Genomic DNA, 18134 nt, shown 5'->3' on the forward strand with positions numbered 1-18134 from the left:
GGATAGTCCAAATAATAAATTCTGTATCAGTTAATATGGAGACACTTTGACCGAGCTCCACTAGGTATTTCTCGTTACCATTTATCTTAATTTCCTGACCAACTGGTAATATAATAGAATTGTCCGCTAAATTTTGTATTTTTATATCTTCGTAATTATGGGAAGACTCCACTTCTTCTACATACTCAATTGTCCATAATAGTTTACCTGCAAAAATCGGAGCATATTTTTTAAATAAGACTATTGCTTTTTGTTTGTCACACTTAAATAGTTCACCTATATTTCTTAGCACATCTAGAATGGAATTATTTCCGCTAGCTGAAATCCATACCTTGTACTCTTCCTCTGACAGAAACACTCTCTCACCAGCATTATTATGAGCTCCTACGCACCAATTTCCCTGTTCAAAGCCTAATGCAACTCCATTACGAACTACCATATACCCTTTCAGTTCTTCCCGAAATGGACCCTTAATTTCCACCAGCAACTTACTCTCTCTATAGAAGTCTACAAGGGCTTTGAATTCTTGTTCTGAAAGAGATAGCCCTAATTTATTGATTTTAATCTTCCAGCCTTCAAAAGTTGAGGTTGCATCAAGCAAAGAAAGGATTTGCATTTGCTTCTTTGATAATTGGATAGGATTCAGCGTTGAACCAATAATATAGCTATCCTCCTTATCCTCCCACTTACCAAATTTCCTTCCGACACCTATCACAAGCGATGATTCCTTTTTCTTAAGAACCTTCTTTAACATGAACAATACCTCCTTGACACTAATCACAATAATTAACTATTTTTGTGGAATTTTAAAAAAGAAGTCAAATAAGGATTATCCTCATTTGACTTCTTTAATTAAACCTTGATAAAATTTGTGGTTATTAAATCGTATCCTCATACATTAACGGATAAAACAGAAATGGTTCATCGTTATATGGAGAAACAATACATTGACCAATTTTTAAATTAGTAATGTTCCAATCTTCTATCACATTTCCATCGTTTAATGTATCAATAACGCCTTTACCAGCATTTGAAGAACCAATACTGACAATCTTTTTTGTTCTACCATGACGGTAGGCAACCAATGTGCGGCTGGCTTCGTCAAATAATCTAAACGTGAAAATCGTGCCGAAACCACTTATGATACTTCGGCCCAGTGACGGTCCGTATACATGATCAACCTGCCCAACATTCTGAATGCCAGCAATTACTTTTACGCCGAGCGATCTTCCAAAGTTCAACGCATTATCCATATAACTAAGCTTTGGAATTAAAGGAAACTCATCAAGGATAAAGAAGATATTTCCTTGCTCACTTGATTCCTTTCTGCCTAAAACATCCTTCATGGCCAGGTCTAATAAAAGAGTAAAAACTGGGCTTAATACATTTCCGCTTGCCATATCATATTCCAAAAAGATTGCTTTCCCTTGCTTTCTTTTAATTGCTTCTGTAATTGAAAAATCCCCTGATTTTGCAAATCCACCAGAAAAAATATTGAAGATGTTTTGGTAAAGGTGCATAAAAAAGCTTTGTTTAGAAGAGGTACTATTTTCTTTATGGATGTAATTTCTTACCCAAGTTAAATCTTCGTATTCCTTTAATAAATTTCTAACCGTAATATCTGTCGCTCTTCTTAACCAGCTTACAAGTTTTTCGTTATCCCAAGTCTCACCTTTCGTTTCAATATTCCTCACTTGACTGCTGAGAATCGCTGCGAACAAATCCCTCGCACCAGCTGCAAAGATAGGAGAACTCGAACCCTCGATATCCTCTTTAAATAGAGTAGTTGCAATTTCGCGGACTGTTTCGTCTCTTTTTTCCGGGGCAGTAGCCATTATATCTTGATAAATGTTCCAATTCACCGTTCCTTCAGGTGGATTGGCTTCATTTGAAATAACATAATCACCAGGCTGATAAAATTTCTCCAGATAATCTCCTTTAGCATCAAAGAAAATAAATACATCATTACTCGTTGCACTTTTGCGGGTGGCATTTATTATTTGATACAGTGTTTGAGACTTTCCACTCCCGATTGAGCCTAAGCAAAGAATATGTCTTGCTAATAGATCATCATGGATTAGTACACCCGTTCCATCCTGACCCCGGATCCCAACCTTTGACTTTAAACCATTCCTCTTGTATTTAGGCTCCATACCTGGGATCTCTTCATTTCTCCACTTGATTTCACCCGGCTCCAAAAACTCCAAAGCCTGGCCTTCAATAACATCATTTCTTAAATACCCCATTAATTAAAGTACTCCTCGTCGCTGCTGGCTTTTCGGAGTTCTTGTACATTATTTGAAGCATTCTCCTGTTGACCTTTTAGACTCTTTACTACTTTTGATCCCTTTGAATTCTCAGCTTTTGTCGTACTTCCCATCCAGCGAATCGCTGCATGTTCACCCTTTGCTTGAATATCAAGTACCAGTGCACCGATCTCTTTGATCATCGCCAATGTGTCTTTTCCCGGAGCAGCAGACACTGACATCCAAGCATGGTTACCATCGAAGCCTTGCTTGCTGAATAGTGCGGAAATAATACTGCCAGACTGCGCCGCAGCACTTATGCTAATCGAGCTTGGTGTTTGATTATCCGCCATTATAATCATACTCATCATGCTAGTTTTTAACGGATTCTTAATCAATTTATAGACAATAAAGGCGGGAAACAATAATCCTAAATAAAATACAGGTAAAAGACTGCCTAGAATCAATGTAACTATCGTAAAGACTGCAATCAAAACGATTTGAGAGAAGTTATTTCCGCCACCAATGAATGCGTGAACACCAGTCACATGGTCCATCTTAACATCTTTGACAATCATACTCTGACCCTTCAAACCCTTTGCTTCACCACTAAAAATTAAGCGCCGGTCTGTAGCAATGATGTACCCTTCTGTTTTGGGATTATCAAGCGTTGTTGCTTCATACTGACGAATTACCTTCTCCCCATCAGCCAAGGCTATTCCTCTTACGTATTCCATCCCTTTACCCCCTTTTCATAATTGAAATATACCAGAACATGGAAATTGTACCACATCCATTTTACCAGGACAATATAATTATTTATTTATTCTAAATATTATAAATTATATTAGGCTGAAGAATAGTTTTTAAAATTTCCAGCTCTTAACATATATGCGGCAGCAGAAAAAAAAGCACTCACTTTCTCCTATTTGCAGTTTAATGAATGGTTTATTATGACACTTTCCAATGCTTGAAAACAGTTCGGTTCCCCAGCAGGAATATCTTACAGCACTCAAATATTTCTCTTTTTGATATGGCAACCTATGTCTCCCATCTCAATCTCTTTCCGTTTATTCACGCCCTAATTTGAAAAAGGAAAAGGCTTTTAAAATCATATTATCAACCAGAATATTTTAAACGTATAAGGGAACGGTTACAGGAATATATTACCAGCATTACGCGATGGGGAGGACACCAAATGGAGAGAAATGACTTGTTGGCAAACATTCAATGGACAAAAGAAGTGGTGATGGAATTAGAGGGGGCCGTAGAGAAGCATAAGGGTATTAAAAGTCATCAACATTTATTATTAAATTACAAACCTTTAGAGGATTTCTATAACCCCTTTATGTTTCGGTTTTATTTTGTTCCCATTTTGTTTATCACTTTAACTTTGTATGTCTTTGGTGATCCCTTGGCGAGTCTTTATTATATATTGAATCCTAGTGAAACGGTTTCATTGGGGATACTGGTCGCTTTAATTCTATTCCTTATCGTTCCGTTGGTTATTTACTTTACATTACTTAGAATCCTATCAAGATATTTGATAAAAAAGTCAGAAGTGGAGCGAATGGAAGAGGTAAGAAAATGTCAGTCCTCCATTGATATGTTTCAAGACAATATTCAAGAATTAAATGAACTTATAACAGAAAGAACGATTTTACCACATGCATATCGAAATTCTTATTGTTTAATAAAATTTGAAGATTACTTTCTTAAACACAGGGCCGACTCCTTAAAAGAATGCATCAATCTATTTGAGCAGGATGAAGCGAATGAAAGGCAACGGCACGAAGCGAACATCCGTCACCAGGAGCAGTTGCAGGTAATGGAAAAACAAAACAAAGAAATGGTGAGGGCTGTTAACAAAGTGAAGGATCAAGTAGAGAAGAGCCGTACAGACTATTTCCGCCATTAACATAAAATAAGCAAGCGACAGGAGTATTTTCTCTGTTGCTTGTTTTGTTTTGGAAACAGAGACTATTCTCTGCACTATGCAGTTTCTTCATTATATATTTGATGGAGATTTCCAGAGGGAGAATTACGTGGTTGGTAATAAAGCAATAAGAATGAAGAATGTGGAGCATTACTCTGCGGGCATCTTTCAAAATCAGGTCAATGAACAAAGAATATATATTTGAGAAAATCCCATTAAACATACACTCTAGAGCTGCACCATCGCTAAAAGAATAGAGAACCTTCCAATTACAAGGTTTTAATATCTTAAGTATATTACATACTGGTTCATGTACCGCAGAGACCCCCACAAAAGAGTGAAGTTCTTAAACATCACTCTTTGTGAAACTATTATGTGAAACAATATTATTCGGGAGGTACCTGTCACCTCCTAAGGTTTTAACAAGACTTCCTACCTTTACTTCAATACTTAACCAAATTTGGGGTCAGGCTCCAATTTGCATCGGATAAAGTTGAGCTCATTAACAACATGAGGATTCCCATTACCTGCTTTTTAACTTGCTTTTGCTACTCTACTTACCACTCCTCTTTATGATGTTTACTAAGTAAGTTCTCAACGTATTTGCAAACCGTGCTTTCTTGATAACCCAAAATTGCTGCTGCTCCTTTTGCGTACTCATTCCTTAACAAGTACGAACCACCTGGCTTATTACATGCAGTAGCCAACTCATTAAAAACGATATCCTTCCAATTTGGTCTTTTTGGTCTAGCCTCTCTTCCAATATTTGTTTAATTCCATATATCACTTAGAGGAGTAATTAACATTATTCAATTCTAAATTATGTAAAGAATCAATACTGCAAGTGACATTAATCTATCAATTAGTAGCCCTGGAATTTCACATTTTCTGATGGCTTCAACTTCTAAATCGAATGTTAGAGTGGACTCTGAATAATTTGATTTATCAATGTCTACAGATTCCACATCCTCCACCCCAAAAAACTCTCCATATAAATTAATTCCAACCTTCTTCAAACTCATTCCCATGACAGCCTCATTTACTGTAGTAGGTACGATTATTCACCCGCTCTAATCCTCTAAATATTTCAATGAAGTCGGTTGCCGGATTAAATGAGACTAATGTAGGTTGATTAAAGGATTTCTCAATTAAAGCTTCAGCAGCTCTCTTGACGGTATATGTAACCAATCCCGAAGAGTTAATTAGATTTTCGCCTATTATCCATATATCTTTAATACCAGCTTTCTGATAGAGCTTTTTTCTTTCCTGTATCTTCTCTGGGCTTATATTAGAGCGCTGATATTCCACAACCCACTGAACTCCATTTTCAAATTCAATAAAAACATCAGCAATCTGCCTCGTTTCCGGTATATAATGCTCAATTTCGATACTTCTTACCTTATGATTCAACAAGCTTTCGAGGTAATTAAATAGCTTTACTTTTCCTAATCGGTGACTTTCAGTTTCGCCCCCACCTTCATAAATGCACTCCAATGTCTGCCTGTGACTGAAGTGCGGAATTCTCTTCGGAACTTCGGCCCAGTTGATAACGACCTTTCCATTGCAATAAGGACAAATATATTGATCTTTATTAGTATCCGACTTCAGCCTGCTTCTTTGATCTTTATAATGAGTTGATGCAAGGTTAATCAATTCATCCCTTAATAAGGCTTTTAGCATATATCCCACCCTTTCGGTGTTTATCCAATATGAAAATTATACCAAAAATTCCAGTGATGAAAGGGAGGAGTCGGCGAGTTTATAAACAAGAATGATAGTCATCATCGTATATTACCAAAATTTTCTTTTATCTATATTAGTTTACTATTATACTTAGTCTAGTTAACGACAAACATTCGGAGGAATTCCATGTCAGGCAGCAATGAGTTTTTACAAATCCCATATGAAGAAAGGCAGCTAATCTTAGTTGTCAAAAATGAAGATGAAAAAATAGAGAAAATAAAGAAGTTACAAAGAGATAAGGAATTTGGCAAAAAACTATTATCTGGTTTGTCAGTTGCACAAGCATTGGCTTTTGTAGCACCAGGTGGATTTTTGGTTAAATCAGCTTTATCAGTAGCAGCTAGTATAATAAAAAACCAGGCTTTAAATAGTACTAAAAAATCAACTAATAAGAGGGAAGGAATATTTTATATTGCCACAATGAAAGAAGTAGAAGCAGTTAAGTTCCCTACAGTAAGGCCAGTTAACGAAAAGGTCTATGCCGTGAATCCTGCGGCACTAGATATATATTATGAGGCTCCTGGATTCCATAAAGCAGTCGCTGATCATAAATTTGCGGAAGCCATTAACCTGCTCCAGTCATTAGGTGCTACCAAAATTGAAGCAATAAACTTAGAAGATAAAGGGAATTCTGCTGGTGGTAACGTTTCTTTTAATCTTTTTGGAAAAGGGGATCTCAGCTCCCAAAATAACCTTTCATCCAAAAAAGTTTTTAATGCAACTTATAAACCCAAACATGAACCAACTTTGCCGGCAGAATTAAATTGGTTTCATATTGAGAAACAGTGGCAAAATATTGCAGATGGCAGATTGAATAGAGGGTTGGAATCATTCGAGCTTGAATTAGAAATTAATTCGGATTTTGGAGTAGATGCAGACCTGATGGTAAAGGTTGATAAAGCATTAAACTTAGGTTTAAAAGCTGAATATAGTGATTTTAAAAAGACTTATTTAAGAATATACGGGGAATTTAACCCTATATAAGATTAGGAGCCTCTCCTGCAAACTAACTTTCACAATAGAACCTCCAGCTGTACCATTACAGTTGGAGGTTTTTGCAACTCTAGCGGGGAATGACAGGTGGAATAAGGGGGAAAACTATATCGTAACTTTCACCAAACTTCCAACTTGTATATCTGCCAGATAGCTTTTGACTCTTGATTTAATATTGGAAAGTTCTTCTTCTGAGTAGCCATTGGCAAGGGACTGGCAGAATTCATTGTATAAATGGTTGGCAATTTTATTGCTTTCTGATTCCAGGTCCTTCAAGACTTCTGGTATAATTTTTAGTTCGATGTGGCGCTTAATGTTTTTTATTGCTTCATCCACACTCTTCATGAATTCTTTCTTCTGCTTGCTGAAGCTAAGCAGTTTCACAACCGCTCCAACGGCAGCACCTGTTATTAATACAGGGGGCAGGATGGCTCCCAGAGCGGTTCCCAGCGAAACTGAAGCTGCATACGGACCAAGCCAAGCTGTATAAGCAGCTACGGTTGTCCCATAGGCACCGGCAATGACCATCCCTTTCCCCATGCCATCCTTCATCTGTTCTTGTCCCGTTGGTACCTCTTTAGTAATGCTTTGAATGGACAGCCACAGCTGCTGGTTTGAATCATTGAAGTGTTCGTTTAAGTCTTGCTCCATACGTCTCTGGATGACATCCATCGCACTTTGCCATTTGCTTTGAAACTGCTTGTCAATAGATTTGTATTTTTCCGAGATGGTTCTTCTGATCTTGTCATCGGATAACTCTTGTTTAAATAATTCTTCGATTTGCTTTTTATCCTGTTTATTAGAGAGTAGCTTTAAATCCTGGATTTTTGATTTTAGTATTTGTTCTTCATCAGCCAAGAACTCCAGTTCAAACCAGTTTCGCAATTCTGCTGCCATATCTCCTTTGATTTGGCTGTTGAAATGGTTGATATCATTTTTTCTCTTTTCCATATTTACAATCAAATCATCTGCTGCGTCAGCAAAGTGTTTATGTATCGCTATCTCCTTTTGCAGCAGGGCCTCCATTGAACTTTTTAAAGACTCTTCGTGTATAGAATCATTTTGCTCTACTTCTTCTTCCAAAAAGGTGAATAGCTTTTTATATCCAGACTGCTCCAATAACAAAGGCTGGTTTTCAGTGATGCCTTTAAAGGCTTGCTTGGCTGAAAGAGGGAATACATCGGTGATGTATAAGTTTAAGCGAGTGTCTAGATAATCAACAAGCTTTCCGATGTCTCCTATTACTTCATCAATCCTGTTGATGATTCCGACAATAGGTTTTCCAAGTTCATCGACTTCCTCTACTTTATCTTCAATATCAGCCTGGCCCAGATGGTGAGCACTGAATACCCAGACTACGACATCCGACTGTTGAATGTAATCTTCTGTCTTCTTTGCATTTTGTTTGCTTACTGTTGCCAATCCCGGTGTATCGACAATGTGCAGTTTCTGTAAGTTCGGAAGGGGAAAGCCAAGTTTAATTTCCTCAACATCTTTGAAAAAGTCCAAATCCCCATGATGCTCTTGAAGAAGATCATAAATTTCCTCAGGAGAGCCATTAATCTCTGTACAATTGGATCGAATGATTTTCCCCACTCTTTCCGGGCTGTGATAAATCTCAATAATACTGGCGGTAGCCTCTGCTATATTAACAGGGGATACTTCAGCTCCTGCCAAGGCATTTAGCAATGTGGACTTCCCCGCTTTAACTTCTCCCATTAGCACGACCTTCACTGGCGTCTGGCATTTATCTACGAGCACTCCTGCATCTTTTATGATCTGATCAAGCAGACTGTTAATTTGAATGACTGGGATCTCTAAATTGTCCTGACGAAGCGGGGATCCAGCAAACCGTTTTTCCTTTTCCTGAAATTCAAGTTGAAGCTTTTGAGACATCATACTCTCTCCCATCATAAGATAAGGACACTGACTTCTTATTTTTCTCCGAAAGCAGCGCCTGTTCTTTTCTTTTTGATTTTATATAGATCTCTTCTGCTATAAATTCTTTGAATGAAGTCTCGACTTTCCAGTTGCTTAACTCAGGTCTGAATGCTTCAATTTCATCAAGAAGGAGTCCAGCCTCTTTGCCGTCCCCATGAAGACCGGCGAAAGATACAAATGCTATTTCTTCAATCTGTCCTCTGATTCCCCTAAAAGTTTCTCCAACATTGTTTCTGTATTCAGCTTTCATATCCTTAGCCGATTTCTCAAACGAAGTTCGCAAATCTCTTTTTAAATCACTTAGCTTAAACTTTCTGGCTAGCCATTTATTAATCCCTAAAAATCCAGATAGCGGGCCCAGCAAAAGGCCAATTGGCCCGAGAAAAATTGTAGAGATAATTGCAATACCAGTCCCGGAAGCGAAACTCCAGCCGTCTGTATCAAAATTTGCTTCTGTGATCGTATGGCTTCCGGCAGCAGCATTGCGGTTCAATTCTGCCAGCTCCTTCCCTTCAAGCAATTGATACTTAGAAAACTCGACTTTTCCGCGATAATAATTGAATATTTCTACAGACTGTTTGTCCGTCTTATTGTATAAATCCTCTACTTTCTTCGTTAAATGACTGATTTCAAAAATTTTGTCTTTGATTTTCCTTTCCCTTCCGCTCTCACTTTCGATATCAAATAATGAATCTGCATAAAGATCAATGTTCGAATCCACTAACTGCTTGTGGGCTTTTAAAATACTTTCCATCTCTCTCAACAAATCATTTTCTTTATTTTTTATTTCCGAAATAAATTTCCCCATAAGCATATCCAGCTTTTCTTTATCATCTTTAAGTCTTGAAAAATATGCATTGATATGATTTGCAGTAGAATGCAGCAATGATTTTAGAGAGAACTTTTTGCTCATCATCCTGATCTCTCGGCTCTTTCTTAAAAAAGCGGACTCAATTTCTGCTAGCAGGTTTTCAATTCCACTTTTTTCAATCAGGTCTCGATCTTTATTTTCAAAACCATTGAAAGCTTCCTGTGCCGAAATCGGAACAATTCTGGAGAAGTATCCTTCATATATCCGCTCTGCCTCTTTCACAATACGTTGGACACCCTCTTCCCCATGGTTTTCCCTTATGTTATCGATTCTGTTTAAGACTTCAATGATATTCTGGGGATTAATTTGCCCTACTGCATTTAAGTGCTCTGATAACTCCATAATGAGCTCCTTTGATTTTTCAGCGGAAATGGTATTGGCATCGAGCATCCATAGTACCCCATCTGCTTTATGGTAGTACTCACGAACACTTTCCTTTACTTCACCCATGACCTTCTGAACAAGTCCAGGAGTATCCACCAAGAAGAAATTTTCAAGCAGGGGAGCAGGATTAACTGGCCAATGCACTTCAGCTAGCTTAGACACGTACAGAATTTCTTCCATAAGGGCCTTTTTGTATTCCTTCAGTTCTTCTTTGCTTACTCCCTTTTTTTTGAACTCTCTCAGCTTTTGATTAACCTGCTTTTCGGAGTCAATTCTTTTGAGTTCTTCACTCTTGATTAACGTCTGTGCAAATTTTACTGAAACTCTTCTCTCCTTACCGTCTTTATACTTCATTTTTGCCATGGTTTCTTGAGGATCCGATTTGAATACATCAATTTTCCATGTTTTCGGCAGTTCATCAACTTCTGCGGCTTTTTGCTGCATGAGAGCATTCAGCAGGGTGGATTTTCCATACTTCCCCATACCTACAACAAAAAGCATGAATGGCTCATCCATACTTTTAACAAGGCCGCGGAATTTCTCCACATACTCCCTGAAACCTTCATTCATAGGAAGCAAGATAGTAGATTTCTTATAACCTGAGAGTCCATATATAAATTCTTCAACCTCTTCTGATATCTCAATAAAACCTTGCGTCTCTTCCTCGATCTGTTGGGTTATATATTTAATATATCTGTCTGAGATCTGATCATATAGAGATTTCATTCTGTTCATATTTTCAATAGACATACTCTTCACCTAACCAAAAATAAAGATGAGAATGACCAGCAGATTTGCCAGTACAGATGATCCCAAAGTATAATACAGGAATTTATGGGTCCTGGCTGCCTGGCTTTCCATCTCCATTTTATGAGCACTTATCTCTTCCGTCATTTTTCTTATGATTGCATTTTGCATGCGATCTGTCTGAGTGCTTAATTCATTACTTTTCTCAAAAAAGAGGGCTCGAAGTTCTAACATCTCATGCTCCTGTCTTTCTCGGTGAAACTCTGATATTTCGTTCAATTTAGTAATTTGTTCTTTAAAGCTTTCACTTTCTTTTATAAATTGATTCACCATTGGCAATACTTCTACAAATGTTTTCGTAGACCAATGAATTTCTTTCATAATACCTTTTTGGAGCACTTCCTCTGTCAGTTCTTCAATCATTGCTTGATATTCATGATATAAATCATTCGCTTCTGTTGTCTGCACTTAAAAGTCCCCACATTTCTATTAATTTAGGTTTCTAACTTTTACGTAATAAAACACCATTGCATAGCGCTTAAACTGTCCGGCTGTCTTATGTGATATCTCAATAAATAGGCCTATAGATTCACAATCTTTCTTTAGACAGGTATTTCGAGTATGTAAATTATCATTTATAATGATATTATACCCGAGACTTTAGATTGACATAACTACAATTTCCAAGAAATTGAATATTTTCATTGCGGTAATAGGGATTGCTTCTAACTTGGCTTCTATCAAGCTGATCAGACTGAAGGAATATTTAACACTGTTGTCAATCAATATTCTAGTCGAGTAAAATACCCTGTGAATTATTCATTGATGATGCCAAGTAAATTTTGTTAATTTAATATAAAATGTAAAATACTAGAAATTAGCTGCTATTTAGGCAGAAAGAGTAAATGCGAGAGATGTCAGGGAACGGTAAGGTACTAGATGGTTCTTTTCCAGGCGGTGTAAAAACTTGCCCCCAGTACCAAGGTAATGAGAGCTGGTGGAAATAATACTTTAATCTATTACTAGTAAAAAAATCCTCTTAACAGCGCTGTTAGGAGGATTCTTTATCTTAAGGACTTAGTAAAGAGAAATATTAGAGGACGAACCAGTTGGTAAGCAGGATGTCATTGATCGCACATTTTATTTGCTGTTATCAACCTGTTGAACCTGTGAAATAAGAAAATTGGGGGAGTGAAAGGAACCTATAAATATTTCATTATATTAACACTGTCCTGCCCAATTAATAAAATTTATTTTCCAATAATTTTATTTTATTTCAGTAGAAACTGGCTCAAGCCTGAATAGTCCAGTTGATTCATTGTATTCTTTAACTTTAGCAGTAATATGAAGATTTTGCCCCTGACCCAGAGTATCCGGTATGTTAGAACCAGTAAGATTTAAATCGGACGTAACATTGACATCCTTGAATTGAAAATTAGGTCCACTAAAAGTCGTCTCACCATTATCACCAGCTAATATCAGGATATTATATCTTGTTTTCTTATTCCCATGAAGCATCATATTTGCGATATATCCATCAAATTCAATGGTTCTACCTGCATATTTTTTCGCAAATTCACCGATAATTGGATCAGCTTCATTCTTCACTGCCAAGACAGCCGCTAAATCTTCATTATTTTCTGCCGTTAATATTTCCTGATCGCTTTTGGCAAATGTTTCATTGCCTGATGGGCCATTTGTCTTAGAACGCTTTTCTTCAGCAGACTCGGTATCTCTTTTCTTTTCTTCAGCAGATTCGGTATTTTTTTTCTTTTCTTCAGCAGACTCGGTGTCTTTTTTCTCTCTTTCTGGGAAAGTGTGGTATGTTATGACTACTTCTACGTCGTTAGAGTACCATACATCTGGCGAATATTCTTTATCTCCATCAACTGAGACAGATTCAACTTCGCCATCTTTTGTCAACCAACCAGTTATTAAATCTTCCAGCTTCTTTATTTTAATGTTCTTGAATCCCTGCTCCTTAAAAACATTAACAACTGCTTGGTAATCACTACCTTTTTGTATACTTGAACCTGACGGTGTTTTTGCTTCCCCCTCATGTGAATTTCCAGCACACCCCATCAATGTGATAATAATAAAACTTAAAAAAATACTAATTATTATTTTCATTTTGTTCCTCCTCATTTCATACATAGATCATACCAGAAGCTAAATGGATATGTTACTATTTTCCATATTTTTCGCAGTATGTAGTCTAGTAAGTAAAAACAATTTAACATGAATAATGTCAACAACTACCCAAACCATATTTTCCCACATTTCTCCATTCATGATACAATAACAAATATTAGCTATGCAGAGTGTGCGGAGGGAGAACATGGTTAGCAAAGATTCAATTTTACAGGTTCTCGGAAGAGACCTTGATACACTTATAAAATCCTATGAAAATCAAATCACACAGTTAAGAAGAGAGAATCAGTCCCTTCTCAGCAAGAAAAAGGAGTTAGAACGTGAGAACCAGGACTTGCAAACACAAGTCCTACGTTCATCTCGGGTACAAGTGGACATACGTGATGAAGAGTTCTTCCAGTCCCTCTTCTCTCAAATGATCAATGGTATTAGTTGTGAGCTTATTGATAAATGGTTTCTTTCTTCAACTGAAATGACATCGTACATTTTATTGTTAACACTAAAAAATATGGTACAAGATCAGGATTATGAGATGTCTCGCTACATCATTGATTGTCTTGCACATAACCAAGCACCTCTGTTCTATGAAAGTAAGCAGAACGACGATATATTTGAAGAAATTTTAATCATGATTTTCTTGAATGACAATCAAGATATCAATTCTCAATTTGATGAATTACTCATGTCTGCACTTGATTTACTCAAACTGCTTCATAAAACGACGAAAAAGAAATTAATTATTGATTTTGTTAAAGATTATCTTGCAGATCTCACCGATAATATCTTTTATTTGAATGAACCATTGATTATGACGAATTTTCTACGGGTATGCTTTGTTTATCATTTAATAGATGAGTTACGTGAAATCCTTACTTATATGCTGAAGATCGAATGGGGATTTTTAGATAGTAAGCTCTCGAAGGAGGAATTCACCTTTTTGCTATGGTATTCCTATCTTTTTAACCTTGATCAAGAATTGCTTGAAAAGGCAGTATTCAGTATGAAGTGGTTCCAAAATTCAAAGGATTTATCATTATATTATTATTTGCAAGATTGTCTTAATCAAAAGATATCCCACAAAAAATCTACTTTTAAATTGAAAAAACAAGAGTTACAAGCAAGTCGATTACTTATTAATGTGGAAATTGAGGAGATTGTGGCAAAGATAGAAAAGGAATTAATAGCCTTTGCGCCAAAACCCAACCGAGCTCCTTTGTATGACAGCAATTTGAGAGTTGTGAAAGATAATTATTTTGACACGGTTATTAAGCAAATTGGTCTAAAAGAGAAACTTATGACACTGCCACTCTATCAGTCTATTAATGATAATTTTGCGAGTAAATACCTACAAGTAATGGTATGGATGTCTGAGGACGGAAGAGCTGCCTATCTATCAGAGAAACACCTGAGAGAAATCAAGAAGCAGTATTATCCGGTAAAACCAAAGGTCAAAGAGTATTCGATGCCAATCGTCAAACAAATGACAACTCCTGCTACAACGAAAATTTCTGATAAGTTTAAGTGGCCAAATACGGATATCGGGGAGAAAACCCATGCAGAAGAACTCGACGATACCAAATTAAATGAACACAGTGCCCTCAAACTGATGGGATATCAAATCACCGGCCTCACACGTGACAAGAGATGGTCGATTCTGAAAAATGCTGTTCCAACATTAGGGTTAAAAAAAGTAGCCACAATTATTGCCTATAATGTCAAGCTTAGAAAAGGACAAAAGAATGGAATGAATAAATTCCAATATGCTATTACTGAGTGGGAGCATGACTTAAAGAAACTTAAGGAAACTTACTATAAGAAGGATTTTAAGTGGCCAATTTCGTAAGAGGGCTGGTGGGGTTTCAGAAGCTTTAAATTGCGTGGTGATACCTCAACATCTCATCCCAAATTTCGCATGACTTTATAGAATAATAAATTAGCTATCCTGGGTACAAAATGAAATACACAGAATTATTCTGCGGTTAGCGTCTGTAATTTACTGGTACAATCTTTCTTGCTAGGTGGTTAAAATAGTGACAGTGGTAAAATTCACTGGCGGGATTTTTTTGAAAAGGCTGGAATTGAATAGTATCTAACAGGAAGGAAGATACAAGTGAATAACATGCGTTCAAAGATTGTACCGAAAGAAACTGTCCCAACTTTGGAATCTGATGGGTGTATAACTTTTGAAGAAAATCTCCCATACCCTTTTGTCCATTATCCTTCAAGATTTGGTTCCTTTTTGGGTTTTCAAGAGAATGAAAACACTCCTATATATTTTTGTTCATGCCAAAGAAAAGGTTTGGAAATTTACCTTTTTAACCAAGAATTTAAGTTTGGGCATATTCCAAAGTCCCTGCGATACAATTTGGGAGAGCCTTCTCAAAATACACTTCTATTCAAAGACAAAGTATGTCATGTGTGCAATAAACACTGCCCGAAATTTGCATTTGGAAAAACTCTCAGAGGGACAAAGTTTTATTCAATCTATGGATATTACATACATGGATTATCTTTTGAATACGGAATTGGTTCTCTTGGCAGAGTATATGCACCAGAGCTTATACCGCATGAAATAGTTCCAAACCTTATTACACGTTCATATGTTGATAAAATGCTCGATGAAGAATCTTTAACAGATTTCTTGCGTTATTGTGAAGATGTAATACGGATTCGCATGGGTTACTTTGCAATCGGCAAGCAATGGACAACGGAAGTTAAACTCCTTGAAATCATAAAGAAACTCTATCCAAACCATACGGTTCTCCATCAATATCCCCTCGACCATTTAAAAGCTGATATTTTCATTGAGGAATTAAGCCTTGTAATTGAATATCAAGGAGAACAGCATTTCAAACCAGTTGCTTTTATGGGCGGAAACGAAGCATTAGAAATTACTAAAGCAAGAGATAAGGGAAAAGCTGAATTATGTAATTACTATAAACTTGGAATTGTTTATTTTGACTATAATGATGACTTAAATGAAAGAATGGTTAAAGAGAGAATTTCATTGTATATGAAAAAAAGAAATGATTATTATTGATTACTAAGGTTCCATGGAGGGGAGTTGTACAGAAGGATAAGGTAAACGTCTATGTATCTAAGGTTTTGAGGAATTAGTGCTGGCTTTTAATCCAATCTTACCTTTTAGGATATGATTCAAATCTACATGAACCATGTTCCGCAGTATGTTTCCGTGCCCTCAAGGTCAAAATCCCCCTCTAATCTATTTCAGCTTTGAGCGCTAGTGGCATGCTACCAGTTTACAATTCCAATGAGGTTAAGAAATTTGGTATTCGAATTAGACATGGGGAAAATATTAAGGGTCAAATTCCACAGGAGTCCACTAAAAAGGGTGAGGCTCTTCAATTTCACCCTTTGTAGAACTATTATGTAGAAAGAAATTTCAAAGGTACCTGTGACCGCATTTGTCAAAATGGCCACGAGGGCAATAGCGTCGATTCAACTAGGCGGTGGCCATCGTGGGTCAATCTCCGTTTAATTCGGTAACAATTTCAATACATTATACAGTACGTTTATCCATTCACTTAAAGGATGATTTCTGGATCTTTAACTCCTTCATCAGTTCTTACCCAAGTAAATCCATGATTATCTAGTTGACTTTTTGTTTCTTCAAAAGGATGGCCATAATTATTCTTACCTGTCGATGTAATAGATGCCCCCGGCATTATCATTAAATCTTTTAAGGCTCTTGTTATACTACCAGCTTTTCCACCATGATGAGGCGTTACTAAATTTAAAGGTATATTCTCCGGCAATTCTGTATACATATTTCTAAAAACTTGATAATAAGTGTGGTCAGCTGGAAGAATTACGCTTTGATATTTGCCTATAACTGCAAGAGATAATCCAGACTTATTTCTATCACTAGACCGTTCACCTCTAAATAGGGCCAGATTATCAGTACTTTTAATTAGTTTTGAGCTAATTTTTCTTCCAATAAGCTTTTTGCTACATTCTGGAATACGAATAACTTTATTTTGTGGAAAGAGTTTTAACACTTTCTCACTTGTTTTATTCGGCAACCTATAGGGAACAATAATGTTTCTAAACTTATTAAAATCTAACTTTGGAAATTTAACCAGGGCTAAGTAATGGTCGATATCCCAATGACTAATTATCAGAACGGGATGATGATTTAAAGGAGTATTATTGATTAGATTTTTCACAACATTAACATCATAATATATTGAACATCCAATATCATAAATAATTTTACAAGATCCGTTTGAATACACTTCATTCCAGTTTGCTTGTCCTACATTTCTAATTATTATTTTAAGCTCTTCATTTTTTATTTTCACATCTTCTATTATTTTTATAACATCTTCTTCCCAGTTAAAGTAGCCAGCTTCTGGCAGAATTGATCTTTGTGAAGCAGCACTTGTTTCGAAACTTATATCATTATCACCTCTTAAAGTAATAAAGAATGCTGTAATTTGTTCAAGCATTATTCCATTTTCATTAATGGGGGAATTCTCAAATGTATGTTTTTGATCAAATAATTCCTCTGGGATGGGGTAATGAAACCCCTCCTTTGGTTCTGCTTTTTTACTAATTCTAATGTTTCTTATGTATAACATTGTACGGTTTTCGCTTTGCTGTGGATTCACATTCTTGCGTAGACAAAATTGTTCAAAGTGTTGTTGTGAAACAAAGTCTAAAAGCAAAATTTCTTTCTCAGGAATATACTTTTCAATATAAACTCTAATTTCCTTACCAAGTTCATCAGTTTTTTTCTCTTTTAAATTCTCTACATTTCTTTTAACATTATCAATATTTTGTCGCACGAGAAGCTTAGCCCCCTATAATAAGAGTACCTACATAACCCCTGTCACTTACATTTTCATGTAGTAACTGGGAGAGTTATACCCATTATTCGCAGCGTAAATATACACTTTCCAATCCGGCATCCATAAAGCACCTACTTTATCCTCTAGACTGTATCTAATAATTGCAGAAGTGTTGTTTGGACTTTCACCATTTCCAGCCTTTTCTATGCAGCTTTAATATCACTATTTTTCATATCTGGCCATAAAATTTCAATCCATGCAGAGCCTCGTTCCTCTTCCCCTTAATTCAAAAGACAAATTATCTTTTCCCC

14 protein-coding genes (1 of these 14 only partly in view) are annotated in these 18134 nt (G+C 36.4%); 4 read left to right on the top strand and 10 right to left on the bottom strand.

What is annotated here, in order from left to right; translation table 11 throughout:
• From N288_RS21465 to N288_RS21475, 3 genes are all read right to left on the bottom strand, one after another.
• A protein-coding gene (locus tag N288_RS21465) for a hypothetical protein (RefSeq protein WP_009792766.1) crosses the window boundary here: on the bottom strand, positions 1-754 show its 5' portion. It extends 416 nt beyond the left edge of the window; only the first 754 of its 1170 coding nucleotides appear in the window; its start codon is at positions 752-754; the stop codon falls past the left edge of the window.
• Positions 755-878: 124 nt separating this feature from the next.
• Positions 879-2246: a type IV secretory system conjugative DNA transfer family protein gene (locus tag N288_RS21470; RefSeq protein WP_009792765.1), complete on the bottom strand. Its 1368-nt coding sequence runs from the start codon at positions 2244-2246 to the stop codon at positions 879-881.
• The gene (locus N288_RS21475; RefSeq protein WP_009792764.1) at positions 2246-2983 is read right to left on the bottom strand and encodes a hypothetical protein; all 738 of its coding nucleotides are present in this window, start codon (positions 2981-2983) and stop codon (positions 2246-2248) included. The genes N288_RS21470 and N288_RS21475 overlap by 1 nt, the downstream gene beginning before the upstream one ends.
• Before the next feature lie 461 nt (positions 2984-3444).
• Between N288_RS21475 and N288_RS21480 the strand changes: the two genes are divergently transcribed.
• A complete protein-coding gene (locus N288_RS21480) occupies positions 3445-4164 on the top strand; it encodes a hypothetical protein (RefSeq protein ID WP_009792763.1) in 720 nt (239 codons plus the stop codon).
• An 833-nt stretch (positions 4165-4997) separates the two neighbouring features.
• Here N288_RS21480 and N288_RS21485 read toward each other — a convergent pair.
• On the bottom strand, positions 4998-5210 hold the full coding sequence (locus N288_RS21485) for a hypothetical protein (protein ID WP_009792761.1): 213 nt from the start codon (positions 5208-5210) through the stop codon (positions 4998-5000).
• Between the two features lie 7 nt (positions 5211-5217).
• Positions 5218-5862, bottom strand: a complete 645-nt coding sequence (locus N288_RS21490; protein ID WP_009792760.1) for a competence protein CoiA — start codon at positions 5860-5862, stop codon at positions 5218-5220.
• A gap of 189 nt (positions 5863-6051) precedes the next feature.
• Between N288_RS21490 and N288_RS21495 the strand changes: the two genes are divergently transcribed.
• Positions 6052-6909 (top strand): UBA domain-containing protein, encoded by an 858-nt coding sequence (locus N288_RS21495; RefSeq protein ID WP_009792759.1) that lies wholly within the window; start codon positions 6052-6054, stop codon positions 6907-6909.
• A gap of 114 nt (positions 6910-7023) precedes the next feature.
• Here the strand turns inward: N288_RS21495 and N288_RS21500 are convergent, their stop codons facing one another.
• The 4 genes from N288_RS21500 to N288_RS21515 all read right to left on the bottom strand — a co-directional run bounded on the left by N288_RS21500 (position 7024) and on the right by N288_RS21515 (position 12991).
• Positions 7024-8817: a dynamin family protein gene (locus N288_RS21500; protein ID WP_009792758.1), complete on the bottom strand. Its 1794-nt coding sequence runs from the start codon at positions 8815-8817 to the stop codon at positions 7024-7026.
• Positions 8792-10864, bottom strand: coding sequence for a dynamin family protein (locus N288_RS21505; RefSeq protein ID WP_009792757.1), 2073 nt, complete (start codon positions 10862-10864; stop codon positions 8792-8794). The genes N288_RS21500 and N288_RS21505 overlap by 26 nt, the downstream gene beginning before the upstream one ends.
• A 9-nt stretch (positions 10865-10873) precedes the next feature.
• Positions 10874-11329, bottom strand: coding sequence for a hypothetical protein (locus tag N288_RS21510; RefSeq protein WP_009792756.1), 456 nt, complete (start codon positions 11327-11329; stop codon positions 10874-10876).
• Positions 11330-12127: 798 nt separating this feature from the next.
• Positions 12128-12991 carry a DUF4839 domain-containing protein gene (locus N288_RS21515; RefSeq protein ID WP_022544468.1) on the bottom strand — a complete coding sequence of 288 codons (864 nt, stop codon included), beginning with the start codon at positions 12989-12991 and terminating at the stop codon, positions 12128-12130.
• Between the two features lie 208 nt (positions 12992-13199).
• Between N288_RS21515 and N288_RS21520 the strand changes: the two genes are divergently transcribed.
• Positions 13200-14855, top strand: coding sequence for a hypothetical protein (locus N288_RS21520; protein WP_022544469.1), 1656 nt, complete (start codon positions 13200-13202; stop codon positions 14853-14855).
• A 276-nt stretch (positions 14856-15131) separates the two neighbouring features.
• Complete coding sequence (locus tag N288_RS21525; protein WP_035402077.1) at positions 15132-16052, top strand: hypothetical protein; 921 nt, start codon at positions 15132-15134, stop codon at positions 16050-16052.
• A gap of 505 nt (positions 16053-16557) precedes the next feature.
• Here the strand turns inward: N288_RS21525 and N288_RS21530 are convergent.
• Positions 16558-17820, bottom strand: a complete 1263-nt coding sequence (locus N288_RS21530; protein WP_009792750.1) for a ComEC/Rec2 family competence protein — start codon at positions 17818-17820, stop codon at positions 16558-16560.
• Positions 17821-18134: the final 314 nt, after the last annotated feature.

It is taken from the genome of Bacillus infantis NRRL B-14911, assembly GCF_000473245.1.
Taxonomy (GTDB): Bacteria; Bacillota; Bacilli; order Bacillales; family Cytobacillaceae; genus Bacillus_AB; species Bacillus_AB infantis.